At 69.3% G+C, this 26,563-nt stretch carries 12 protein-coding genes; 7 read left to right on the top strand and 5 right to left on the bottom strand.

The features are described from left to right. Positions 1 to 353 precede the first annotated feature (353 nt). From ACVCAH_RS34135 to ACVCAH_RS34115, 5 genes are read left to right on the top strand one after another with little or no spacing between them, the layout of a single operon-like run. Positions 354 to 2,747 (top strand): S8 family serine peptidase, encoded by a 2,394-nt coding sequence (locus ACVCAH_RS34135; RefSeq protein ID WP_447140364.1) that lies wholly within the window; start codon positions 354 to 356, stop codon positions 2,745 to 2,747. Further along, positions 2,744 to 6,175, top strand: a complete 3,432-nt coding sequence (locus ACVCAH_RS34130) for a DUF6603 domain-containing protein (protein WP_447140363.1) — start codon at positions 2,744 to 2,746, stop codon at positions 6,173 to 6,175. The genes ACVCAH_RS34135 and ACVCAH_RS34130 overlap by 4 nt, the downstream gene beginning before the upstream one ends. Further along, positions 6,172 to 9,492 carry a hypothetical protein gene (locus ACVCAH_RS34125; protein WP_447140362.1) on the top strand — a complete coding sequence of 1,107 codons (3,321 nt, stop codon included), beginning with the start codon at positions 6,172 to 6,174 and terminating at the stop codon, positions 9,490 to 9,492. Before ACVCAH_RS34130 ends, ACVCAH_RS34125 begins: the two co-directional genes overlap by 4 nt. Positions 9,493 to 9,494: 2 nt before the next feature. Then, the gene (locus ACVCAH_RS34120; RefSeq protein WP_447140361.1) at positions 9,495 to 14,960 is read left to right on the top strand and encodes a hypothetical protein; all 5,466 of its coding nucleotides are present in this window, start codon (positions 9,495 to 9,497) and stop codon (positions 14,958 to 14,960) included. A 6-nt stretch (positions 14,961 to 14,966) separates the two neighbouring features. Continuing rightward, complete coding sequence (locus tag ACVCAH_RS34115; protein ID WP_447140360.1) at positions 14,967 to 16,820, top strand: hypothetical protein; 1,854 nt, start codon at positions 14,967 to 14,969, stop codon at positions 16,818 to 16,820. Positions 16,821 to 18,029: 1,209 nt separating this feature from the next. Here ACVCAH_RS34115 and ACVCAH_RS34110 read toward each other — a convergent pair. After that, complete coding sequence (locus ACVCAH_RS34110; RefSeq protein WP_447140359.1) at positions 18,030 to 19,904, bottom strand: hypothetical protein; 1,875 nt, start codon at positions 19,902 to 19,904, stop codon at positions 18,030 to 18,032. A gap of 137 nt (positions 19,905 to 20,041) precedes the next feature. Here ACVCAH_RS34110 and ACVCAH_RS34105 point away from each other — a divergent pair, with 137 nt between their 5' ends. Further along, entirely contained in the window at positions 20,042 to 21,496 is a 1,455-nt protein-coding gene (locus tag ACVCAH_RS34105; RefSeq protein WP_447140365.1) for an ApeA N-terminal domain 1-containing protein, read from the top strand. Positions 21,497 to 21,694: 198 nt separating this feature from the next. Continuing rightward, positions 21,695 to 23,068: a hypothetical protein gene (locus ACVCAH_RS34100; protein WP_447140358.1), complete on the top strand. Its 1,374-nt coding sequence runs from the start codon at positions 21,695 to 21,697 to the stop codon at positions 23,066 to 23,068. On the opposite strand, the gene ACVCAH_RS34095 is transcribed toward ACVCAH_RS34100, so the two are convergent. The 4 genes from ACVCAH_RS34095 to ACVCAH_RS34080 all read right to left on the bottom strand — a co-directional run bounded on the left by ACVCAH_RS34095 (position 23,051) and on the right by ACVCAH_RS34080 (position 26,085). Continuing rightward, positions 23,051 to 24,073, bottom strand: coding sequence for an ISAs1 family transposase (locus tag ACVCAH_RS34095; protein ID WP_447140357.1), 1,023 nt, complete (start codon positions 24,071 to 24,073; stop codon positions 23,051 to 23,053). The two genes, ACVCAH_RS34100 and ACVCAH_RS34095, sit on opposite strands and share 18 nt — an antisense overlap. A 303-nt stretch (positions 24,074 to 24,376) precedes the next feature. Continuing rightward, positions 24,377 to 24,664 carry a hypothetical protein gene (locus ACVCAH_RS34090; protein ID WP_447140356.1) on the bottom strand — a complete coding sequence of 96 codons (288 nt, stop codon included), beginning with the start codon at positions 24,662 to 24,664 and terminating at the stop codon, positions 24,377 to 24,379. A 52-nt stretch (positions 24,665 to 24,716) separates the two neighbouring features. Next, a complete protein-coding gene (locus ACVCAH_RS34085) occupies positions 24,717 to 25,625 on the bottom strand; it encodes an alpha/beta fold hydrolase (protein ID WP_447140355.1) in 909 nt (302 codons plus the stop codon). Next, positions 25,618 to 26,085: a hypothetical protein gene (locus tag ACVCAH_RS34080; RefSeq protein ID WP_447140354.1), complete on the bottom strand. Its 468-nt coding sequence runs from the start codon at positions 26,083 to 26,085 to the stop codon at positions 25,618 to 25,620. The genes ACVCAH_RS34085 and ACVCAH_RS34080 overlap by 8 nt, the downstream gene beginning before the upstream one ends. Between the last annotated feature and the right edge of the window lie 478 nt (positions 26,086 to 26,563).

Here is a 26,563-nt window from a genome sequence, read left to right as displayed (position 1 = left end):
GCTCCTCAAACGCCTCGCCATCCATGGTCCCCTACCCACCGCCGCATAACCCCGACGAATTAACGGCGAGGGGCACTAAGCAGCAGCGTCATGTGCGGCCGGCCAAACGTGGGAAACACCTCGAACCCAGCCTCGGCAAGCCACGGGCGCGCCGTCGCACCGGAAGCTGATCAGGCTCGAGTACTTGCCGGACACGAACTGTCAGATCAAGGACCCGACGGCGTGGCTCGGTCCTGTGGGTCGCGAAACTGAACATTCACGCTGTGTATAGAGCGGTTTACGCCGGGGTCCGTTGTAGGGATCTACATATCTGGGCGGCACGCGCCGGCAACGGTCAACGACGTGGAGGCCGGATGATGAAGAAGCTCGATCCGGAGCTCCGCCGCCAGTTGCAGGCCCTGCAGGCGGAAACGGCGGCGCTGCAGCCCGCCAACGCCGCGCCGGTGCGGGTGATCGTCGAGTTCACCGGCGACCTCGCGGACCTGACCGCCGTCGGGTTCAACGCCACCACGGTGAGCAAGCATCCCGAAGAGGGCTACAAGATCGCGCCCGGCACGATTCCGATCGGCCGACTGGACGACCTGGCGTCGATCGACCACGTCGTGCTGGTGAGCTACCCCAAGCAGTACCGGCCGCTGCTGGACTACAGCCTTCCCGAGATCCGGGCAACAGCCGTACACAACGGCACACCGCGGCGGAAGGGCAGCGGGGTGGTCATCGGGATCATCGATTCGGGAATCGACTGGCGGCACCGAGCCTTCGTCGACTTCGACGATCGCACGTCGCGGATCCTCGGAATCTGGGACCAGTTGCTGACGCCGAAAACCGGCGAAACAACCGGTCCCGGCGGGCTCGGGGTGGTCTACAAGCAATCCGAGATCAATCGAGGCCTGCAGGGCACGTTCACGGTCCGCAGCCTGGACACCGGCATCAAGAAAGACAAGGAGGACGAGCGAAGCAAAGGCCATGGTACGCATGTCGCCGGCATCGTCGCGGGCGACGGTTCGGCGGCCACGTGCTGCCACGGCGCGGATACGTACGTCGGCGTCGCGCCTTCGGCGAACATCATCGTGGTCCGAAGCGACTTCGCCGAGGACAACCTGATCTCGGGAATCGACTTCATCCTCAACCATCCGGACGCTGCCGGTAAGCCGGTCGTCATCAACATGAGCCTGGGCGGGACGGTCGGACCCCACGACGGCACCGAACCGGCCGAGCGGCACATCGACTCGGTCGTGGCCGCGCGGGCCGGCCGAGCGATCGTCGTGGCCGCCGGCAACTCGGGCGACGCCAAAACCATTCCCTCCCACGTCCGGGCGACCGTCACCGCCAACAGCAATGCCGACATCGAGTTCACGATCTCCGACGAGATCAGCGGCTCCGCCTGGGTCGACGTCTGGTACGACCGGGCCGGGCAGCTCAACGCGCAGTTGACCGCTCCCGGCGGCACCGTCATCGGCCCGGCCAACCACGGCGTTGATGTCGGCCCGCTGCCGGCCAATCCAACGGCGGCGGCAGACCGGCAATCGCAAGTCACGCTCGACTCGACGATCAACGGCACACACGGTCGCGACAACAACCTGCAGGTGTTTATCCGCAAGCCCACGAAGGGAACCGTTCCCACCGGCACGTGGCGGCTGAACCTCGCCAACCCCACCGGGACGCGGGTCGCCTTCCACGCCTGGACCGCCCCGTTCGATGTCGTGAATTTCCTGCCACCCGTCAATACGCCGGACGGCAAGATCCGCGCATCCGCGGACTCGACGGTCAAGATGCCCGGAACTTCGGCCGGCGCCATCACGGTCGCCAACCACGCGTCGCGGACCGGTTGCTGCGACTGCTGGCCGTCCAACGACATCGTGGCCTCGTCGTCGCGCGGGCCGGTGGCCCGCAACGCCGCCGCTAACCCGAAACCCACGATCGCCGCGCCCGGGCTCGAGATCACCTCCGCTGCCGCCGACGCCGCCAACCTGGCCGGCAACTGCTGCTCGTGCTGCCCGGACGCGTGCTGCGTGCTGTACACGGACAAGACCGGTACGAGCATGGCGGCGCCACACGTCGCGGGCGCTGTCGCGCTCATGTTCGAGGAGAACCCCAACCTCACCAGTGCCGACATCGTCCGGCACCTGCGGGCGACCGCCCGAGCCGCTCCCGGGCAGCCGCCCGACCCGAACACCTGGGGCGCCGGAAAGCTCGACGCACAGGCTGCCGTCGCGGCGGTCCGGACCGCAGCCGGCGGCGGGGGCGGGGGCGGCGGGGGCGGCGGCCCGCACCGGTTGGCCCCCGGGTTGGCCGGCGCCTCGCCCGGACCCACCGGTCGGCGCAGCCGGCTTGGGTTCGCAACCAACTTCGGGGCGGCGTGGCTGGCCAGCGACCCCGTGCATCACCGCCACGGCCCGGTGCCGCAGGGCTTCGTCGCGCTGCGTGCGGCGCTGGCGACCCTACCTGACGGAGAACGTCTCGCAGCCGCCGCGAGCCGGCATTTCAGCGAGGTCCGCAGACTGATCAACACCAACCGCCGGGTGGCCACGATGTGGCACCGCGCCAATGGACCCGGCCTGTTGCGCACGCTCCTGGATTCGACCAGCGGCTGCTCCTGCGGTGCGTTCGGCGAGCGGGAGCGACGCTACCTCGACAGGTTCGTGGAGCAGTTGGAGCTCTACGGCAGCCCGCGGTTGCGGGCCGGTCTGGCCCAGCACCGGTCGGCGTTCATCACGCTGCTCGGCGTTACGGCGGTCGCGGCGTGAACGGCGACTCGACCGGCACGATCGAGCAGCTCGCCGCCGAGCTTGCGCTGGTGTTCGAGCCGCTCGCCCGACGGGCCGAGGACGGCACCACGGACCTGCTGCTGGAGTGGGTCGGCCTGCGGGCGTCCGACGCCTCCGCGGGCTCCGCCGCACTCGCCGCGGCGCTCGGCACCGGCGCCGCGGCCGCCGGCAGCATGCCGATCGCGGTCCGCGATCTGGTACGGGCGATCGAAGACGACGACAGCAGCGCGATCGCCGCAGCCGTCGCGGCGCTGCTGCAGCACTTCGCCACGCTGGTCCAGGCGATCCGCGACGCCGCCGACGCGTTGCAGAGCCTGAGTATCGACCCCGCCCTCACGGCCCAGCAGCAGGCCGAGGTCGCCGCGTTCGCCGGCGAGTTCGTCGAGCGCCTGCTGGGCCGGCTGTTCGTGGAGTACCTCGAGGAGCGGTTCCCGCAGATCGCGCTCGTGCTGATCGCGACCGGCGTGGTGGAGATCGTGCCGCAGCCCGGCGGTCCGGCCGGCTCGCTCAACGCCCAGTACCTGCGCAAGACACTGCGTTTCGACCGCCTGGCCCGGCTGTTCACCGATCCGGTGGGCCTGCTCCGCGACGTCTACGCGTGGGGCCAGCCCGGCTTCGACGGCCTCGCCCTGTTCACCACACTGCAGACGTTGCTGCGGGAGAAGTTCGAGATTCCGGCCGAGATCCTGCAGCCGCCCGGGGACCCCGCCTTACTGGAGGCGTTCGGCTTCACCGCCGAGGTCGACCCCACGCTGAGCCCGCCCGGATTGACCTTCAGTATCCGGCTGCCCGCGGGGCTGACCCGGACCGACACGATCACCGCCCAGGACTGGGACGTCACGTTCGAGACCGCGGCCACCTTCGCCGCCGACATCGAGGGCACCCTGCGACCGCTGTTCGACGTTCAGGTGGACGCCGCGTCCGGCACCGTCGACGTCACCGCACGAGCAAACTTCGCCCGCTCGCGCAGCGCGCCGCCGTTCCTGCTGCTCGGCGCCGCCGGCGGCTCCCGACTGGAGATCCAGAGCCCGACCGCCGGCATCGGCCTGGACCTACACTTCGATACCACCACCGGACGGGTCACGGTCGACCCGGAGTTCTCGATCGGGCTACGCGGCGGCAAGCTCGTCATCAGCGGCGCCGGCGGCGACGGGTTCATCGCCAAGCTGCTCGCCGGCGTACGGCTGGAGTCCGCCTTCGACACCGGGATGACGTGGAGCCTGAGCAAGGGCGCCCAGTTCACCGGCAGCGCCGCGCTGGAGATCGCGATTCCGGCGCACGTGACGCTCGGCCCGCTGGAGATCCTGTCGCTGTACCTGCGGGCGGCGCTCGCGGCCGACGGCACCGTACCGATCGAGCTGTCCGGCGGGTTCAAGGCCGCGCTCGGTCCGCTGACCGCCTCGGTGGACCGGCTCGGCCTGACGGCAACCATCAGCTTCCCGCCGGCCGGCGGCAAACTCGGCCCGGCCGACGTGGCGTTCGCGTTCAAGCCGCCGAACGGCGTGGGCCTCGCCATCGACGCCGGCGTCGTCAAGGGCGGCGGGTTCCTCTACCTGGACTTCGAAAAGGGCGAGTACGCCGGCGCCCTGGAGTTGACCGTCTCGAACTTCCTGTCGCTCAAGGCGATCGGGCTGGTCAACACGAAGCTGCCCGGCAATCAGCCCGGCTTCTCGCTGCTCGTAATCATCACCGCCGAGTTCAGCCCGGGTTTCCAGCTCGGGTACGGGTTCACGCTGATCGGCGTCGGCGGCCTGCTCGGGCTGAACCGGGCGATGCTGCTCGACCCGCTGGTGCAGGGCGTGCGCACCGGCGCGGTGAACAGCATCCTGTTTCCGACCAACGTCATCGCGAACGCACCGAAGATCATCAGCGACCTACGGGCCATCTTCCCGCCGAAGGAGAACACGTTCCTGATCGGCCCGATGGCCAAGATCGGTTGGGGCACGCCGACGCTGATCTCCGTCGCGCTCGGCGTGATCATCGAGATCCCGGGCAACGTGGTCATCCTCGGCCGGCTCGGCGCCACGCTGCCGACCGAGGACGACCCGGTGCTCGTGCTGCAGGTCAGCTTCGTCGGGGCGCTGGAGTTCGACAAGCGTCGCCTGTGGTTTTTCGCCACCTTGTACGGATCGCGGGTCCTGTTCATCACGCTGCAGGGCGAGATGGGCCTGCTGATGGACTTCAGCGACCAGCCCAACTTCGTGCTGTCGGTGGGCGGCTTCCACCCCCGCTTCACCGCACCGCCGCTGCCGTTCCCGTCGCCGGCGAGGATCGCGCTGTCGCTGGTCAACGAGGACTACGCGCGGGTCGGCGCGCAGTTGTACTTCGCGATCACGTCGAACTCGGTGCAGATCGGTTGCCGCGCCGACGCGTTCTTCGGCTTCGACTCGTTCAGCGTCGAGGGCTACGTTAGCTTCGACGCGCTGCTGCGCTTCTCGCCGTTCTACCTGATCGTCGAGATCTCGGCCGGATTCTCGGTCAAGGTCTTCGGCGTCGGCCTGTTCGGCGTCCATCTGCGCGCGTCGCTGGAGGGCCCGACCCCCTGGCACATCAAGGGGTCCGCCGAGATCTCGATCCTGTTCTTCTCGTTCGACGTCGACGTCGACGTCACGTTCGGCGAGCGGCGCGCCGAGACGCTCCCGCCGATCGAGGTGCTGCCGCAGCTGCGGGCGGAGTTCGAGAAGCTGGAGAGCTGGCAGGCCACGCTACCCGCGGCCGGGCAGCTGTTCGTGAGCCTGCGCGAGCTTGGCACCGCCGGGGCGCTGGTGCTGCATCCGGTCGGGACGTTGCGGATCAGCCAGCGGTTCGTCCCGTTGAACCTGCCGCTGGACAAGATCGGCAATCAGCGGCCGTCGGACATCCGGCGTGCCTCGGTGTCGGTCCAGACCAACGGGCTGGCGGTCAAGGGCACCACCAGGGAGAAGTTCGCCGCGGCGCAGTACCGGGACATGGACGACGCGGCAAAGCTGTCCGCGCCCGCGTACGAACCGCTCGACAGCGGCGTCGAGGTCGGCGCCGCCGGCCAGCCGTGGACCACCGGACCGCTGGCGCAGCGCACCGTCCGGTACGAGACGATCATCGTGGATACCGCGCTCGAGCGAGTACGGTCCCGCTTCGTACGATTCTGGGACGCGCTGTTCGTCCACTTCCGGGCCGGCGCTTCGGTTTCGCGGGCCGGCGTCTCCAAGCACGCCGAGCAGCGCCTACAGCCTTTCGCCAACAAGATCACAATCGCGGACGACCGGTTCGCCGTCGCGTTCCAGGCCGACAACCGGGCGTACAAAGAGGCCGCCACGTTCGCCAGCTTCGCGGAGGCGCAGGCACACCTCGCCCAGGCGACGCGCGCCGACCCGGCGCTCGCTGAGCAGGTCCACGTGATCCCGATGGCGGAGGTGAACCCTCGGTGAGCACCCAGCCGATCGCCGCATACTCGTTCCTTCCCTTTGCCCGGCAGGGCCTCGGTGTGTACATCCGGGAAGCCGACGGAGACACCGGCGTCCGGGTCCGCGGCTCGGTCGACGTGACGCTGACCGTGTCCGGCGAGCGGATCGGCGGCGGCACCGCCACGGAGACGGTGCCGCGGGCCGTGCAGCTGTACGGACCGGGCGACGTCATCGGCGTGGACGGCAAGGCGATCGTCCGCACCGACCCCCGGCACTGGATCACCAACTTCGAGAGCAACTACCTGCCGCTCGTGGAGTTCTACGACGAGGACTTCCCGTGGCGATACACCCCGGCCCGGCCCACGGCCGACGGGCACCGGCTCACCCCGTGGCTGGCCCTGGTCGTGCTCGACGAGACAGAGTTCGGCGAAGCCGCCAACGTGCTGGGCCGGCCGCTGCCGTTCATCGACGTGCCGGACGCGGCCACCACGTTCCCGCCCGCGGACCAACTCTGGGCGTGGGCCCACGTCCACGTCAACGGCGGCCTGGGCGTCAACCCCGACGACACGGACGCGCTGGCGGCCCGGCTCGACGCCACCGTGCGCTCCGACCGCGACCTGGCGTATTCGCGCCTGCTCTCGCCGCGCATCCTCGCGCCGAACACCGCCTATCACGCGTTCCTGATGCCCAGCTTGGAAACCGGCCGGCTGGCCGGCCTCGGTCAGGACCCGGCGGTCGCGCCGTTCGCAACCGCCAACGCGTGGGCCGACTACCCGGCACGGGCAGCGCACGAACCGACGCTGTTCCCGTACTACCACCGCTGGTACTTCCGCACCGGGACAGTCGGCGACTTCGAATACCTGGTCCGGCTCCTCCAGCCGCGCACGGTCGATCCCCGCGTCGGCCGGCGCGACATGGACGTGCTGCGGTCGGACGCCAACCTGCCCGCCATCACCGAACTCGGCGGCGTGTTGCGGCTGGGCGGGGCGCTGCGCGCTCCGCTGGCCACCCTGAGCGAGGAGGACCTCGACGAGTACAACCGGTTCGAGCAGTGGGCGGCACCGTACCCGCACCGGTTCCAGACCGCACTCGCCGCGTTGGTCAACCTCGCCGCAGAATACCGCGACCAGGCCGCGGCCGACGTCAACGCCCGCAGCGGGCTCGGCGAACCGGTGGAGACCGACGACGACCCACTGATCGTCCCGCCGATCTACGGCCACTGGCACGCGCGGACACAGCGGTTGGTGCCGGCCGATGCCGACCCCGATTCCCAGCACTGGGTCGCCGAACTCAACCTGGACCCCCGGCACCGGGTGGCCGCCGGCTTCGGCACCGAGGTGGTGCAGCAGAACCAGGAGACCTACATGGAGGCCGCCTGGCAGCAGGTCGGCAAGGTACTCGAAGGCAACCAGCGCATCCGATACGGGCAGATGGCCAAGCTCACCACGCAGGTCTGGCACACCAAGGCGCTGACCGCGGTGCGGGAACAGGCACCCGAGCGGCTTCTTGCCATCGCCGCGCCGGTGCAGCCGCGGCTGGTGGCCGACGGTCTGACCCTCCGGCACCAGATCGAACGCAGCGCGATGCCCGCCACGCTGACGACAAAGACGATCCGACAGGCCGTCCGGCCGCGCGGGCGGGTCGACCGGCTGGTGGGCTTCGACGCCGACCGCGGTCCGGGCAACCTCCTGGACCGGGTCAACCGGGGCGAGGTTTCGGCGGCACCGCCGAAGGTGGTGGCACCGCAGTTGCCGACCGGCGACAAGCTGGCCGGCGACCTGCTCCCGCGCGATCTGCCGCGGTCCTGGGTGCTGGCGCTGCTGCGCCGCCCGTGGCTGCGGTTCCTGCCGGTGGCGTTGGCGTTGCTCGTCGTCGTACTGCTGGCGCTGGCCGGCGTGACCGCGGTCGCGGTGGTCGTGACCGGCGTACTGCTGATCGCCGCGGCGATCTGGCTGACCCGCCGCGCCGCCGCGGTCATCACCGCAGGACGGGCCGCCCAGGCGCTCGACGCGGACACCCGAACGCCGGGAAGCGTCGACCAGTTACCGGCCAGCCCGGACTTCCAGCTCGGTGAGCCGGGCACGGCACCCCGGCCGACGATCGGCACCACCGACAGCGCCGACGCCGTAAGGTTCAAGGAGTCGCTGCGCAACGCGTACACAGTGGACGTCGCTGAGCGCACCATCGACGTACCGGTCCGCCGACCGCTGTCGCTGCCCACCATCGCCGAGTCCAGCTTGGATGCTCTCCGGCCGGAGCGTACGGTGCCGCCGCGCGTGCTCGGCTCGATCGGCGTACCGCCCCGCATCCGCGACCAGCTCGTCGAGGACTTCGGCGAGGTCATGGTCTACCCCGAGATCGACGTCCCGATGTACGAGCCGCTCAAGGAGCAGTCCAGCGAGCTGTTCCTGCCCAACGTGCAGCTCGTCGAGAACAACAGCATCACGTTGTTGGAGACCAATCAAAAGTTCATCGAGTCCTACCTGGTCGGGCTCAACCACGAATTCGCCCGCGAGCTGCTGTGGCGGGAGTATCCGACCGACCAGCGGGGCAGCCACTTCCGCCAGTTCTGGGACGTGCGTGGGTTCCTGGCCGCGCCGGGCGCCGACCCGCAGGCGCTGCGGGAACGGCTGCGCGACATCCCGGAGCTGCACACCTGGTCGGTCGATTCGGGCCTGGGCAGCCACGACCACCGGGAGGCGCAGGGGGACAAGGAGGAGGAGCTGGTCCTGGTGATCCGGGGCGAGCTCCTTAAGAAATACCCGACAGCCGTGGTGTACGCGCACCGGGCCGCCTGGGAGCGCACCGACGGCGGCAGCATCGACAAGAGCCGGCCACGCAAGCTCTGGCCGCTGACCGACGCCGAGGCCACCGATCCCCCACGCACGCTGGTGAAGTCGCCGCTGTACGAGGCGAAGGTCGAGCCGGACATCTACTTCTTTGGCTTCGACCTGACCGCCGAGACGGCTCGCGGCGGGCAGGTCACCGACGGTGAAGAGGATCCGGGCTGGTTCTTCGTGCTCAAGGAGCGTCCTGGCGAGCCGCGCTTCGGGCTGGACCTGCCGCAGGCCGCCCCGCAGCAGACCCTGCACGCCTGGAACGACCTGGCCTGGACCGACGTGCTGACCACGTACCAGGCAGGCGGGTTCCTGCGCACCGGTGAACGCACGCCGGTGCTCACCGACCCGGGCAGTGGCAACGACGCCAAGGCGCAATACGACGAGGACAGCCAGTTCTCCTGGCGGGCGGACACGCACGCCGCCGAACTGGCCTACATTCTTTTCCAGGTACCCGTACTGATGGCGGTACACGCCGCCGAGATGCTCAGGAAGCCCGATTGAGCATGGCCGAGTTCGACGAACTGCGCGGTGAACTGTCCGCCCTGCGCCGCAGGCTCGATCAGCAGCGGCAGGAGGCCCTGCTGGCCCGCGAGGCCGTGCGGCAGGCCGAACGCGCCGCCGCCGAGGCGGTCCGGACGGAAGGGCCGCCCGCGGAGGGCGAGCCGGGTCGGCACGAGGAGGAGCTTCGGGCGGCACGGGCCGGGGCCGAGCGCGCCGCCGCGGGCCTGGCGGAGCTCACGGCCGTCGAAGACGAGTTACTGAAGCGCTTCGAGCCGGCCACCGATCCGCGCGGGGCGATCACGCAGTGGCCGGCCCGGTATCCGGTGCTGTTGCTGCCGCTGCGCGTCGAGACCCGCTTCGGCACCGGTCCCGCCGGCCAACCGCAGCTGTGGGTACGGGTGTATCCGGACGTGTGCCTGGTGGACTCGTTCGAGCCGGCGCTGTCCACACAGGAGGTCGACAACGCGCGGGCGTTCTGGGCTGCGATCTGGCGCGCCGGCGGCGACGAGGCGATGGAGCGGACCGCGTGGCGGGACCTGGTGGCCGCGCACGGCTCCGGGCGAGCGGGCTGGATCGTGCGCAGCTACCAGCCGCCGAACCCGCTGGACAAGCCGGAGCGCAGCGACCCCGCCGAGGTGCTGCTCGTCATCGTCGCGGCGGATCCGTTGCCGTCCGCCGCAGCCGAGTACTGGGAGACGGCCTGGCGTGCCGCTGGCAACCCGGCAGCGCTCGAGGAGGCGTACACGGCCCTGGCGGACGCCGCTGGCGAGGCCACAGCCGGCCAGATCGTCGAGACGTACCGGCCGGTCAACTTCGGCGACCCGCCGGCCGCGTCGCACACCCGGGCCACGGCGCCGGTACGCGTCGCCGTACTGCGGCTGACCGCACCCGACCAGGTGCCCACCCGCCGCCGGTCCTGGTCCAGCCCGGCCCGGGTCGACCTGCTGCCAGAGCGTTTCGTGCTGGTCGGCTACGGCGCCAGCGGCGACCCGCTGGTCGTCACCGGCAGCCCGGTCCGCACTCCGCTGATCGTCAGTCCCGACCCGGATGCGCCGCCGGACCAACAGTTCAAGCCGGACGACGACACGGTGCAGATCCCCGACCAGCTGGCCTGGATGTTCGACTTCGACAAAGCCGTCGACGCCGGCATGGCGTTCCGGATCGACCTGAACCCGCAGCAGGCCGCCGCCGGGTTCACCCGGCTGGTGGTGCTGGGCGTACGACTGGTCGACTCGCCGGCCGACGGCCGAGAACACCTGGAAGTGTTGCTGGAGCACCACCTCTACAGCCGTTCCGGGCTGCAGATCGTGCCGCAGGGCACGCCGACGAACAACACCGAGAAGGCCGGCGCCGGATACTCATTCCGCGACGACCCGGACGCGAGCTTCGAGGTGCTCTTCCGCCAGACCCCGCAGTACGCAGTGAAGGATGACCCCCTGCTGCGCCGTGACGGGCAATGGCTGGCCGAACTTCTCGGGTTGCGCCACGACCTGGTGCAGCGCATCCCGCACGCCGGCGGGCGCGACCAGCTCGAGGCGCGCGCCATGCAGATCGCCCTGTGGCCGGGCACCCTGGGCTACCTGATGCGCACGCTGATGGCGCCGGTCTTCAGCGAGGAGCAGATCGCCGCGACCCGGGCCTTCTTCACCCGGTACGTCAGCGGTCGCGGGCCGATCCCGGCGCTGCGCATCGGCAGCCAGCCCTACGGCATCCTGCCCACCACCGCGTTCGACCGCGCCGGCGAACGCGGCGGGCTCTACCCGATCCTCAACCGCATCGACAGCGACTGGGCACCGCTGCTGGAGCGGGTCTCGTTCGTGGGCCAGCGCACCGGCGACCCGCACCAGATCCTGCTCGACGTGCTGGGCCTGCACCCCGGCTCGGTGGAGTACCACCCGCTGCAGGCGGACAGCCTCGAGCACAAGTTCTTCGAGCTGGCCCTCCTCAACTACCCGGTGGCGCTGCAGTTGCTCAACCTGCACCCGGCGATCGTTCCGCTGACCCTGCTGCGCAGCTTCGGCTATGTCGGCGATCAGGTGCCCACGTTGCTCGACCAGGTGTACCGGGCCCGCCAGACGCCGCTGACGGGGCCGCTCGTCGACGACCGTCCGCTGTCGGAGCAGGACCCGCTGCGCCGGTACGCCGGCACCCGCAACTACATCGAATGGTTGGTCGACGCGGCGAACGGCGGCATCGCCCGGATCCAGCAGGAGCAGGGCTTCGACGGCGGGGGCAAGCCGGCCGCGCTGCTGTACCTGCTGCTGCGGCACGCGTTGCAGCTGAGCTTCCACGTCACCGGTGTGCGGTTGCAGGTGGCCGCGGGCGTGCTCGACGATCCGGCGCCACGGTGGCGGGAGCCCCAGTTCGTGCACGTCCGCGCCGTCGAGGAGCACAGCGAGAGCCGCTACGCCGAGTTGTTCCGCGCGGACGCGCGGGTGACCGGTTCGGAATCGGTGCTGCTCGGCGACTACATCGCGGGCAACGCACGCGCGGTCGACCCGGACCTGCGCGAGCAGATCGAGGCGCTGGAACGGCTCGGCCAGGTGCCGACGGCCCGCCTGGAACGGGTGTTCGCCGAACACATCGACACCGTCGGCTACCGGCTCGACGCCTGGAAGGCCGGGCTGCTGACCGAGCGACTGGACCGCCAGCGGCGCCACGCGCCGGTTACCGCCGACGCCGACGCCGGCGGCGGCGGCGACGGCGACGGCAGCGACGGCGAGCCGGCCGGGCTGTTCCTCGGCGCGTTCGGCTGGCTGGAGGATCTCCGTCCGGCCGGTAGGAAGCTCAGCCCGGCGGACCTCCCCGACGACCTGGCGGCCAAGGTGGACCGGCCGGGCGACCCGGCGCTGATGCGCGACAGCACCAACCAGGGGCTGATCGCCGCGCCGTCGCTCAACCACGCCACCACCGCGGCCGTGCTGCGCAACGGATACCTCGCCAACGACGGTCGGCTCGCCGTCAACCTTTCCTCGCGCCGGGTTCAGGTGGCGTTGGAGATCCAGGAAGGCATGCGCGGCGGGCAGTCGGTGGGTGCGCTGCTCGGTTACCGGTTCGAGCGCCACGTCCACGACAACGGCCCGCTGCAGGTCCGCGACCTGATCTATCACCTGCGCCGGGCGTTCCCGCTGGCCGCCGACCAGATCGCCGCGACCCGCACCGACGACGGCGAGGCGAAGGAGTCGGTCGCCGCGATGAACGTCGTGGACGGCCGCAAGCTGGTCGAGCACGTGGAGAAGAACCGGCAGTTCAGCTACCCGTTCGGCCTGACCACACTCCCTCGGCGCGGCCCGGACCAGGAGACGGCGCTGACCAACGCGCTCGCCCACATCCGCGACGCCAACGACGCGCTCGCCGACCTAGTCCTGGCCGAGGGCGTACACCAGGCCGTACTGGGCAACTACGAACGCTGCGCCGGCACCCTGGACGCGTTCGCCAAGGGCGGCTACCCACCGGAGCCGGAGGTGGTCCGCACGCCCCGCACCGGCATCGGCCTCACCCTGCGCATGGCCATCCACCTGCCGCCAGGGGCGGTGGCCAACCCGCTGCCGGCCATCCCGTTGACACCGCTGGCCAGCGCCGAACCGGCCCTCAACGGGTGGCTTCGTCCCAGGCTGCCCGTCCCCGCCGACGTCGGCTGCCAGGTGACGTTCACCGACCGGGCCACCGGCGCCGAGCGTACGGAGTTCGTCAGCCAGGCAGACCTCGGCCTGCACCCCATCGACCTCGTCTACCGCGCCGATGTCGCAACCCAGCAGGCGCTGACCGACCTCGACGACAGAATCCTGACGTTCACGTACGCCACCTTCGCGCCGCGGCTCGACCGGGAGATCCACCTGCGCTACGCCGACCGGGTCACCGACCGCTACACCTGGTTCGAGCTGCAGGGGCTGCTGCGCAGCCTGCGCGAGCTGACCATAGCCGCGCGGCCGTTGCAGCCGGCTGACCTCATGCGTCACAACGACGCGTCGAGCACCGAGCAGGCCACCGCCGTGGTGCCGCGCAGCCGCGTCGAAACCGCCCGTGACGACCTGCGGGACAACCACGTGCCCGCGCTGGACGCCCTCGCGGCCGCGCTGGCCAACCCGGCCGTCAGCATCGACGACGCGATAGCGCAGTACGCCACCACCGTCGGCCGCCTCGCGGCGTACCGGCTGCCACAGACCGGCACCGGTTTCACGTACGAATGGCGGGCCGGTACCTACGACGCGGTGGTAACGAAGCTCGCCCAACGCGTGCAGACCTGGAACGACCGCCTCGCGGACTTCGACCGGCGCCTTGACGCGTACGACAACAACCTGCCGGCCCCGACGCCGGAACCCGACCGGATCGCGCTGCTGCGGGCCGCTGACATCGTCATCAGCACCCGGTTGGTCACACCGCCGCCGGCCAACGCGTCCGACTACCGGCTGGCGCTCGACGGGCGGCGGGCCGCGTTCGTCGTTAAACGCGACGCGCTGCGCGGACTGGTCGACACCGCTCGTCCGACGCTGACGCGGCTGCTCGCCGATGCCGAGGCGGAGCTTCCGTTGACATTGTTCGACGCCGAACCGTTCGACGTCACTGCGGACGCCGAGGAGGTCGACCGGTTCCGGCGGTCGCTCACCGACTCGGTGCACCGGCTCAAGGCCGACCTCACCGCTCGGATCTCCGCCGTGGACTCGCTGCTCGGCCAGCACGACGCTGCCTCGGCGACCGAGCGGGTACGGTTGCTCCAGCAGGCGGCCAAGAAGTTCTTCGGCGACGACTTCCAGCTGATCCCCGCCATCACACTGCCGCCGGCCGCAGCGGCAGAGCTGACGAAGGCGTGGCAGCACAGCACGTCCGGGGAGCTGACCCGCCACCTCACCGATGCCGCCGGCGCCGACCGCGACTTTCCCGTGGACGACTGGCTGCACGGCATCGCCCGGGTCCGCGACAAGATGCATCACTGGGAGAACGCGGTCCTGATCGGCGAGGCGGTGGGCGCGGCGGGCACCGCCGACCTGACCCCGCTGCAACTGCCGTACGGCCCGGGTGAACCGTGGCTCGCGCTGGAGATACCCGACGGGTACGCCATCGACAGCGACCGGCTGCTCTACACCGCGCATTTCGCCGAGCCGTTCGACAGTACGGCACCGGTGGTTGGTCTGCTGGTCGACGAGTGGACCGAGGTCGTGCCGGGCACCCAAGAGACCACCGGCATCGCCTTCCACTTCGACCGCCCCAACGCCGAGCCGCCGCAGGCGTGGCTACTCGCGCTCGCGCCTCGCGAGGACCGCACCTGGTCCTGGGACGACCTGCTCGCGGTGGTGAACTACACGCTCGACTCGGCCAAGCGCCGCGCGATCGAGCCGGTGCACATCGACGACACGGCCTACAGCTGGTTCCTGCCGGCCACCATGTCCGCGTTCACGTTCCCGGAGATCTCCATCTCCAACAACCTGCTCCGCAACATGCGGATCTATTCGCGACTGCCGGAGGAGTGAGCTGGCATGGCCGACCGGAACATCGTGCTCGACATGGGCGAGGCGGTAGCCGCGCGGCGTGTCCCGGCGGTCACCCGATGGAACCGGCTCGAAGGCCGGCCCCGTACGCACAGCTTCGACCGGGCGTTGAAGGCCGAGGTACGCGACGCGCTGTGGATGCTGACCCGCCAATGGCAGCTGGGTGAGTTCCAGGGCGACGACGCTGGCTCACCGGTGCTCGCCCGGGCCTGCATCGACGTCGCGCCGATCACCCGATTCCAGGCCGGATCCGGGCCGGCGCAGCCACTCAACGCCGACCGCCCCCTTGAGTCCACGGTGGAAGGTCGGCCACTGCCGTTGTCGGCCGGCACCCAGTACCTGTCGCTGGATCTGCGCCTGCTTGTCGGGCGGCGCTGGCTGAAGCTGCTGGCCCGGGAGGCCGCGCGACCGAACGGGCTGTCGGCGGACTACCGCGACGCGTACCGGCAGCAGTACCAGGTTCCGGTGCCCGACCCGACCCGGCCAGCGGACGCCGCCATCTGCGCCCACCCGGACGCCTGGCAGCAGGTGAGCGCGGCCGCGGAACGGGCGATGGACGGCATCGCGCTGCTGGCCCACCTCGCCGAGCGGGACGGACAGGCGTACGACGACATCGGTGCGGCCGGCTCGGACCAGCCCAAGCTCGCCGCGCTGGCCACCCGCCTCGCTGCCTGGTTCGCCGACCTCATTCAGGCGCCGGCGGCGGACGGGCCGGAGGCCTGGGCGCCATCCCGGTTGGAATACCAGTTCGGGCTCTCCGCGCCCGGATTCGCCATGCGGGCCGAGGAGTACGCCCAGGGGCATCTGGACTGGTACGCCTTGCAGCGCAGGGTCGCGGAGACCGACGTCGACGCGGAGCCCACGCCGGCACCGCCGCCGTCGCCGTCGCCGGAGCGGCGGGTTCGCACGTTCCTGCCGGCGTCGATCGTGTTCGAGGGCATGCCCAACACGCGCTGGTGGGCGTTCGAGGACCGCCGCACCAACTTCGGCGAGGTCCGCCCGGACAGCACCGACCTCGGCAAGCTGCTGCTGCTGGAGTTCGGACTGATCTACGCCAACGACTGGTTCGTGCTGCCGTACACCGCGCCGGTTGGCACGGTCATCGAGGTCAAGGGCATCGCGGTGTCCACCGTGTTCGGAGAGCGGTTCTGGGTCGAACCGGTCCGCGAACTACCGGCGCAGGACTGGGAGCGCTGGAGCATTTTCGCGTTGACCCCGGACGAGACTGAGGATTCGCCACCGCCGGTGCGCCTGGTATTGCTGCCGGTTACCCCTCACCTTCAGGAGAGCCAGCCGGTGGAGGAGGTCGTCTTCATCCGCGACGAGATGGCGAACATGGTCTGGGGCATCGAGCGACGGGTGCCGTTGCCGCCCGGGAGCAGCCGGCCGGGCACCGAGACCGCCCGGGAATATCGCGATCACCTGCAGCGACTGGTCCCCGTACCGGCCGGTCCGCCGCCGGAGCCGGCCGCCCCGATCCGCTACCAGGTGATGAACACCGTGCCGGAGCACTGGATCCCGCTCATCCCGGCGCGTGTCGAGGGCAGTGTCCGCGAGATCCAGCTGCAGCGGGCCGCGTTGCCGCGATTGCTCGACGGAGCTACCGGGCGTCCGGAGAAGGTACGTCCGCGAACCACGCTGCTGCGGCACGGGCTGCCCCGGGCGTACTTCATCCACGAAGAGGAGGTTCCCCGGGCCGGGACGGTCGTCACCCAGGCCTACCAGCGCACCCGATGGGTCGGCGGCAAAGTCGCCGTCTGGTTCGGCGCCCGCAAGCAAACGGGCCGCGGAGAGGGATACAGCGGGCTGCGCTTCGACGGCCTGATCCAAACAGGAGGCTGACGCATCAGCGTCCAGACTCCCGCCACCTCGCCGGTGCCGAACTGACCCTCTTCCCCGATCGACTACACTGTGCCTGCCGAGAATGCCATCCGCGCAGGTGGCCCGCCCGGCCTGGCTTCTCACGGCCAACGCATGGCCCTAGGCCGTCAAAGCGGTAGTGGAAGCGGCAGGATGATCTCTCGTGCTGCTGCGCCTGGCTTATCTGACTGTCACAAACGCGTTCGCCGTGCTGCGACTGCTGCCTATGGGGGGACCGGGACAAGGACGTTGAGATTCTGGCTCTGCGGCATCAGATCACGGTCCTGGAGCGGCAACTCGGTGCTGACCGAGTGAAGTTCGCGCCCCAGGACCGGGTCTTCCTCGCCGCCCTGCTCGCGCCCCTATCCCGCCGGGTGCTGCGTCGACTGCGGCTGCTGGTGCGACCGGACACGGTCCTGCGCTGGCACCGCGACCTGATGAATCAGCGTCACGCGCGCACCTGCCGGCCGAAGCGCCCCGGACGCGCCCACCGTCCGCTCCATACGCACCCTCGTACTGCGCCTGGTCAGGGAGAACCCGAGTTGGGGCTACAGGCGGGTGCACGGCGAACTCGCCACCCTCGGTATCAAGGTCGCCCCCTCCACCGTATGGGAGATCCTCAAGGCCGAGGGCATCGACCCGCGCCCCAACGCAGCATCACGACCTGGGCCGACTTCCTGCGCTCCCAAGCCGAAACACTGCTTGCCTGCGACTTCATCGAGACCGTCACCCTGACCGGGCAGCGCCAATACATCCTCGCCGTCATCGAGCACGCCAACCGGCGAATCCGCATCCCAGAGCGCCCGAGCGCCCCGCCGGAGGCACTGCCTGTGTCTCGACCAATGTGAAGCCCCGGAACTGCAATCGATCATGGCGGCCCGGGGCTTCTTCGTATGTCGCGCCGCCGGCGGGCTACCACCGGCGCGCTGGCGGCCGAAGGCCAGAGGCGCGGCGGCGGGCCATCGGCCCGGCCCTGGTTCGGCGGCGCGAGCGGCCTGCGAAGCGGGCCGCCTTGATCCCGTACAGAAACTTCTCACAAGGGATTGGACCGACGGTCAAGCATGTGGTGGGACTAGACAATTGGACCGACGGACCGACGGAGATCGGACCGACGGATTGGACCGGCAGCCACCGTCTCCGACACCGAGTTGGTCATCGAGTGCCACGACGGCCTTCGCACCACCCGCCGCGTCATCGCTTCGGGAAGATGTCCGCAATTGAGTTGGCGTTTGCCTGTGATGACCGCCAAGCGCCCCATCTGCCGCTCACCCGCTGAAACGCCTCTAGCAGTGGGCGGCCGTCGATGACGGCCTCGACGGATTCCCACAGCGACCACACCGAGAGCTTCTGGCTCAGCGGGTGAACGAGCTGGATCGCGCGGTCCGTGAACGGGCCGCCGTGGGCCACTGCATTCCGGACGCGCTCGAGCCGATGTACCGAGCTGTTCCACTGAGTTTCCAGCTCTGTCGCCCAGCGCTGCAGGGCGGCAGCGCTTGCCGTGCGCTGCTGGATAGTGCGAAGATCCCGTCCGAGCGGGCTTCGCTGCGGGGTGAAGCTCAGCATTTCGCTGACGTGAGCCGCTGCCTTTGCTACCGAATACCCCTGCACGCCGCGCGAGTGCGACGTCACTTCGAGAAAGATCGACCGCTGTAGGCCGTGCATCTCCGGTGGCACTCGCTGATGCAGCGCCTCTGTGAAGACGCGAAACAGCACGTCGCCTACCGATTCATAGATCCACAGGTTCTTGAGGTATTTGTTCAGATAGATGGTCCACGAGGCCTCTCCGAGACGGCTGGCCACCAGTTCGATGACCCGCACATTTAACAGCAGCGACTCTGCCGGCGAGGTCGCGGCGCCCGTTCGCCACCACTGCAAGGCCTCGACGATGTCCTTCGCGGCCGGATCCACGATCGGGATCCGGGGCGCGACTCGCGGAGCCATCCGTGCCAGCTGGGCTGCGGTGGCATCGAGAGCATACGGCGACTGCTCGGCCTGGTCGACCACCTGGAAGTATCGGTGGTGAACTATGTTTCCGTCCTGAACATGGATTACACCGGGCAGCCGCTGCCAGGGCACCGCGCAACCGAGCGTGGCCATGCCCAGTAACGCATCCACCCGTTGCGCGGCATCTCGGATGGCGTCAGGAAACTTCCCAGTGCCGAGGTCGAGGCGGACGAGCACGACGTCCCTGTCGGCCGGTAACGCCGCGGGTTCCTGCAGCTGCGCGAGCTCGGCGGGCAGCTCGCCGCGGAACGGGCCATCGCAGAAAAGATTGCCGTGGAGCCACTCGGCATTGTAGAAGTCGACCGCGGGCAGTCTCTCGGCCATGGAGGTCAGGCCCGCCTGACGGAATGCGAACCACAGGACATGTGTGTGGCTCTCGACCGGCTGGACGAGAACCCGCTCGACCAGCTGCAGGCGCTCTGCCACCGGCATATCCGGTGCGGCATGGAGCGCCGCGAAGTCCACATTCCCTGGATCAACATCACCCAGCGCCATCAACGCGCCAAGGGCGCCTCGGCGACTTCCGCTTAGGACACCGGTCAAGGATCTTGACAGCTCCTCGGCGTTGCGATCGGAGGCGCGGATGACCTCCCAAAACGCATCCCGGCGAGCAGCGACCGTGCCGGATGGCCGCGTCGGCTGTGCACACGCCTTCTGCAGGTCCCGCCACGCGGCGATCGAGGCGTCGTTCGTGGCGAGATCTGTGCGCAGCGCCAGAGCGTTTGTCTTGAGCTGCTGCCGCTGGACTGCGTCGCCGCCGATGTCGTTTCGCCACAATGACCGGAGCGTGGCCAGGTGCACGGCAACGACGTCTTTCAGGTGCTGGCCCAATCCGTCGGCCGCGTCGAAGAGGTCTCGGCCGGCGGAGTCCCATCCCGAGACGTGCATACGGTCGTCGAATGAACGAGGATCGTCGATCCAGACGAGCAACTCGTCGAGCGCGAGCAGTATTCCCGGACGAGACGGTTCCGCCCACGAAACGTCCGGCGACGTCAAGGTATGCATCAGCTCGATGAGGGTGTCGTCGCCCATGAACCATCGCGTGTTGTTCTGTCGGAGCATGACGAGATTGTGCCGGAGCTTCGTCCTGCAGGCGCGGCTGGCGGCGCCGGTTTGCTGCGTTCGATCCACTCGCAAGCGGGATGCGCGCCGATGTCGGTGTGGCTGTCAGGGAGAGTGATCACATACGCTTGACCATCGTGCAGAACTCCGACCGGACGACCTTCGTCGGCCAGTGGTGGCTGCCTGGCCAGCCCGACAAGCAGACCCCTGGCACGTTGCAAATCGGGACGAGCTATCCCGAGCTTGAGCTTCACTCCACCAGCGCTGCTCAGCCGGCCCCCACACGTAGCGACGACCGGTTCGACGTTCCGGTGCTGCACGGGCGAAGCATGGGCGCCTGCCTAACCCTGCTGGACAGCAGCGAGACCAGCAGCTCCACCAGCCGCGTCGACGGGCTCCAGGAGACACACCGGGTGCTGTTCGTGGGCACTGTGCTAATCGGCGACGACCATCTCGCCAGCGTGGCGGACTGCCGGTTCAACCGCGCCTCGCTCCGGCTGTCCAACCTCAACGACTGGGTGAACCGCTCGCCCTACCGGTGGTCGTCGACTGGGCCGCTCGAAACGGTGCAACTGCTCGACCTGCCCACGCTGCGGGCCACGATTCCCGGGTGCGAGATCACGCTGGAACGGACGGCCGTGTCCCACCACGGGCACCTTACCGATTCCGGCTTCACCAGCCACGAGGTCATCGGGCTGAAGTTCGACGAGCCGCAGCCGCTCGCCGAACTGGAGTACCGATTCATCCGTCCGCTGGAACAGCTGCTGACCCTGGCCACCGGGACGTCCTGCACGGCCTTCGAGGTGCAGGTCGGCAACGACAATGGGACCGATGACCTGCTCGGCAGCTGGCCGTTGGCCACCTACACCGTCCGCCGGCGCAGCACAGACATGGCCCAGCAGGACCGGCCGAGGATCCGCGGGCATATGCGCTTCGGCATGAACAGCACCAGCTTCCCGCCCAACATCGACTTTGAAGAGTTCATACCCCGTTGGTTCGCTCTACAGGCGCAGCTGGGAACGGTCTGCGACCTGGTCTTCTCGCTGCGGTCGGAATCCAGCGGGTACCTACAGCAGCAGATGTTCTCCATCGCATCGGCGTTGGAGGGGATGCACCGGAGCCTCAACCCCCAGTACGAGGCGAAGTCGGACGACGACCGGGCACGTAACACCGAGGTCCTTGAGGCGGTACGCGCCGGGCGGCCCGAGCACCACGACTGGCTTAAGACTGCGATTGCGTACGCCCACCGCAAGTCCTACGCCTTCCGGATCCGTGAGCTACTCGATCAGACCGACCACCTCATGGCTGAGGTCGTCGGCAACGAGGCCAAATGGACCCAGCAACTGCGCGACATTCGCGACGGTATCGGGCACGTACTGCCTGGCCAGGATGACAAGACGGTCGAGCAGATGATCGCCATGCTCTACTCAGCTCGGCTGTTCGCCGAGCTAGCGTTGCTACGCCAGCTCGGGTTCACCCCAGCGCAGTGCCGCAGCAGCCTGAGACGCCACTGGGAACTGGACAACGCGCGGGACCACGTCAAGAAGGGATACCCGGAGTGGTTCGTCGAGCCGGGCGAGACGCTCGCCTAGCGTGTGGGGTGCCTTCCACTAGTCCCAGCCAAGACCGCTGTTCCCGTCGGGGCTCAGCAGCTGACATCGGTAAGCCCGAATCGCGCAGCCCATACCGCGCCGAGATTGCCGGATCCCACGGGCTTGTCGCGGCGTGATTCTCGGCCGGCGTAACAGGAATCGGGTTGAGCGCGCAAGGGTAGGTGCAGCATGGGTCCAGTGCTGGCAGAAGACTCGGATGGCGAGCGTGGCAACGAGCCGCTGACGCCGATCTACCCGTTCAATCAGCCCGGCGAGGCGACCGATCTCTACTCGGGGCCGATCGGCGGGCTGTACGACACTGGGGTGGACGGGACCATCCGCCTGGTCCCTTACCCGTCGCCGGACATCCGTTGGCACATTGACGTGCCGAACGCCGAGGGTTACTCGACGACGGACCGCCTGGGCGACAGGTTCGATCTGACGGCGGGTGGCATGACCGGGCGGGGCATGGTCACCAGCACATCGTTCGGCTCAGTAGCCGGCATCTCCCCTAGCCTCGAATTCGAGTCCGGCGAACTGATCGACCGCGCGCTCGTGCACTGGATGAATCTGCCAAACTACGCCGGCAACATGAGCCTCCGCTACGTCGGCAACGATGGCGACACGACGTGGACATCGGGCCGCCTCAACTTGGAAGTTGACAGCTGGAGCATCACGCTTGATGCCCGGCCCGACAACAGCCGCCTCTTCGAAGAGGACGCCGGCCTGGCGCGTTACGTTCTCACACACGTAATGGAACTCCGCCGCGCCAATCGCGCGCCGTTTTCTGTCGAGAGCGCGAGGCGGGCGATCGAAGCTCTGCGCCTGTCGCTCTCCTTCGCGGCTGGGCGGTGGGTCGCGCCGACCCTGTCCGTCGGGTTCGACACCATGGGCGGGGAAGCGTGGAGGCGGTGGGTGACGCCGATATGCGAGCCCTACGAGAGGATCGGCTCACCGGTCATCAGCCCCATCGTCTCCAGTGATCTGGCGGCGTTCGTGAAGGCCAGTTTTACCAAGCTCCACGACGGCAACGCCGCCAACACGACCGGCTTCCAGATGCAGCTCGCCACGCAGACATCCCGCCTGGGCTTCGTGGAGAACCGGATCTTCGCCGCCTTCCCAGCGATCGAGAACTTGAGCTGGGAAACCTTCGTACTCAGCGGACTGGTCCCTAGGAGAGAGTTCGAGGACTCGAAGAGCTGGCCCACCGCACGCCGCCTTCGTGAGCTTCTTCTCCGCGCACAGATTCCAATCGACATCGAAGAGGAGCGGCTGCCCGCCTTGTACCAGCTCGCGGTAGAGAAGGGGCTCGACGGTCCGGAGGCGGTTACCTGGGTACGGAACAGGCTGATTCACCCGAAGGCTCCCCACGACCGCCTCTACACGCGTGAGTCCTTGGTGGTGGAGGCGTGGCAGCAGAGCCGCGAGTACCTCTGTCTCCTGCTGATGCATTCGATCGGCTACGCGGGAGGCTACCTGAGCGCAGTACCTCCCTACGGCTGGGTGGGAAGCCCTGCGCCGGTCCCGTGGGCGATCAGGGCCCCGGCAAAGTCGTCAGGTGATGCCGAGTAGAGCGAGTGGGCGGGTGCTGTCGCGGGCGTGGTGGCGGTTGGCGGCGGCGATGTTGGTGACGCCGGCGGCGCGTAGTGCGCCGATGGCGGCGTTGCGGAGGGCGGCCATGACTTGAGGTCCGGTGCCGGTGCGGATCTGGGAGCGGTCTTCGTCGTAGGTGACGTCCCGCACCCAGTGGACCTTGTTCTCGATCGACCAGTGGCCACGGATCCAGCTGGCGAGTTGCGCCGGTTTGGCCTGATGGACGTGGAGGTCGGTGATCGCGTAGACGGTCTCGGTGGTGAAGCGTTTCGGCTGGTCGAGGCGGCGTCTGCGGCGGCGGATCTGCAGGGCCTGGGCGGCGTGGGGGAAGTCGATCCCGGTGGAGACGGTCAGGATCTTGCACGTGCGGATCTCGCGACGGCCGTGTCCGCGGTCGGTGGCGCGGGTGGCGTCGGGGACGGCCCGCCAGGGCAGGCCGGCGAGTTGGGCGTGCAGGCTGGGCTGATTGGCCTTGACGGTCAGGATCCAGTGAGCGCCGCGTTCGGCCAGGTATGTGACGTGGTCGCGCTGGCAGTGCAACGCGTCGGCGGTGATCACGGTGCCGCGCAGGTCGCCGATCTGGTCGAGCAGCGGGCCGAACCGGGTGATCTCGTTCGTCTTGCCGTCCACGGTGGTGCTGGCTAGGACCACGCCGGTGGCCTGGTCGCAGGCTGCGAGGACATGTTGGGCGGCGGTGTCGGTAGTGCGGGAGCCGCGTAGCGTCTTGCCGTCCACGGCGATCGCCCGCCTGCCCGCCAGTGGTGTGGCTGTGGACCGGCTGGCGAGCCAGCCGCTGATGGCCGCCGCGAGCAGATCCGGGTCCAAGGCCTGCAACAACCGGCGGATCATCGCTTCCGACGGGCGCCGGTCCGGGGCGATGCCCAGCGCGAGCGCGGTCGCGGCCGGGACATCGGCGACCCACTCGGCGATCGCGGTGTACGAGCGGTAGCCGGCCACCACGGCACAGACTGCCGCGCTCACCACGACCGTCAGCTGGTGGCGGACACCGCGGCGAGCGCGGGGATCCGGTAGACCCGCCAGCGCTGCGGGCAGTCCAGCAGCGGTTCGTGCACGGTGACAGCCGGTGCGCTGGACACAGACGAGATCAGCGATGATGGCAGGCGGGCATGGCTCACTTCGGACGATCAACAAGGCGTAGAGAACCTCGATGATCATCTGAGCTGTCATGCCCGCCCTGCTACCACCAGCAAGGGCGCGTCTACACCAACCACATCAAACCGGGCGCTCCACGACTTGGCCGGAGCCTTGGGTGGCAGGGCACGAAGATCAGCCAAAGCAGGTCGTCCTCGAGTGGTCCTCGACGGCGGCGTCGAAGTCGGATGTGGCCTGTTCGTCGAGGTCCCGGCCGAGTTCGGCGAGCGTGCGCTGCTGGGTTGGTCGGCGGCGGAGCGCATCGACGGCCCGGCGCTTGCTGACGGTGACCAGCCACGCCCCCGGGTTGGCCGGTACGCCGTCGCGGACGATCCCCGCGATGCCGGCGACGACCCGCCCGGCTTCCATCCGCCACGCCGTCTCGACGGTGCGCCGCACCTCGGTCTCTCCCATGGCCCTCATGACCGCAGGCAGGTCCGACCTTCGCCAGGAGGCGGGCTGCTGCGGGTCGCCCTCAGTCGTGAGGGCTGAGGAAGTCGGTGATGAGGGTAGCGAGCTCCTGTGGGCGTTCGGCGACCATCGCGTGGCTGGCGCCGGCGAGATGCCACACCCGCAGAGACGAGTTGTCCACAGTGGCAAGCCGTTCGGCGGTGACCTTGCGGTACGCCTCGTACAGGCTGTGGAACGGCTGTTGTTCGGGCAGGTCCTCGGTGGCGAGAACGAGCAGCAGCGAGCAGCGGACGTCGCGGTAGGCGGGCATCAGGTCGAGGGAGTCCATGGCGTCCCGGAGCTGCCGGGTGAGGTCCGGGCCGGGCCGCAGCCGGCTGCGGCCGTCGTCGCCGGGCACGAGGTTGCGTTCGAAGGCCGCCACCCAATCGTCGGGTGCGGCGCCGTAGCGCTGGGCCATGGCCCGCTGCCCCGCCAGCATGGCGGCCACCTGTTCGGCGGTTAGCGGTTCCGCCAGCATCGCGGCCATCCCGTCGAAGACGGCCCGCAGCTTGGCCAGCTCGGTCTCGGCCTGCTCCGGATCCATCCCGGCGAGCTGGTCCGGACGGTTTAACGGCGGATTGCCGTCCAAGCTGACGGCACCGGGGCACTCCGGGTGACGCTGCGCCCAGAGGGTGGCGAGCATGCCGCCGAGGGAGACGCCGACCACCGCTGGGGAGGTGAGGCCGAGGTGGTCGGTGACGGCGGCCAGGTCGGCCAGTACGTCGTCCCAGCGCCACGGGCCGTCTCCGGACCGGCCGTGACCGCGCAGGTCGACGGTGACCACCCGGTGGGTCGGGCGCAGGTGCTCGGCGAGGGTGGTCATCTGGGCGAGGTTGCCGCCGGCGCCGTGAAGGAGCAGCAGCGGTTGTCCGGGTCCGCCGAAGTCGCGGATCGCGATGGGCACGGTCCCGGAGTCGCTGATGGTCTCAGACACGTCGGGTTCCTTCCTTGAGCAGTCGGTCGCGTACGGAAGCGGAGCGCACGCCGCCTTCGGGGTGGCGGGCGAGCTTGTCGCGGGAGACCAGGTCGTGGACGCCCTGGCGGGTGATGCCGAGCATGGCGCCGGCCACCGCGTACGACACGGATTCGGCGGTCGGGTGGCCGACCCGTCGCGCGACGGCCTGGCCGAGAGGGCTGCGCCACCAGTCGAGGGGTGGGTCGAACGGTCCGTCCCCCGGGTAGAGGGTGGAGATCGCGCGCATGACCACGCTGACGGCGGCCCGGTCGTCGCCGCTGACGATCGTGGTGGCCCAGGATCGGGCCCGCTCCCGGATGACGGCGCGCAGCGGGTCGATGGCGTCGTGGCCGTCGACCAGGATTTCGAGGGGGTCGAGCAGGCGGATGTCGATCAACCGGATGAGCTGCTCGGTCAGTTCCTCGTGGGTTGGCGACATGCTGCCTCCTCCGCTACTTGACACCCATCGTCAAGCACTTGACGTCGAGTGTCAAGCACGATGGCGCGAGCACGGTTGGCGGTACGGTCGGCCGGTGCCCGGGCAACGACGGCGTTACCGCTACGTGGGACCGCCGGAAATCGCGGCGGCGGGGCGCTGCGCGGCGGCGCGGGCCGGCTGATCCGATCGGCGGACGAGTTCCACGCCTGGATCGGCTCGGTGGACGCGCGGGAACTGGCGGAACCGTTCAGCGCGGGCATGCCTCACTTCGGACAGATCAACAAGGCGTAGGAACCTCGATGACCTTCTGAACCGGTCATGCCCGACCTGCTACCACCAAGAAGGGCGCGTCTACACCAACCACCTCAAGCCGAGCACCTCACGACTTTGCCGGAGCCCTGCTGAAAATCCTGTCCGTCTCCACCGGGATCGACTTCCCCAACGCCGCCCAAGCCATCCAGATCCGACGCCGCCGACG

Source organism: Micromonospora sp. LZ34, assembly GCF_052981855.1.
Note: the sequence above shows the minus strand (reverse complement) of the source record. Positions and strands in the feature narration are given on the sequence as shown.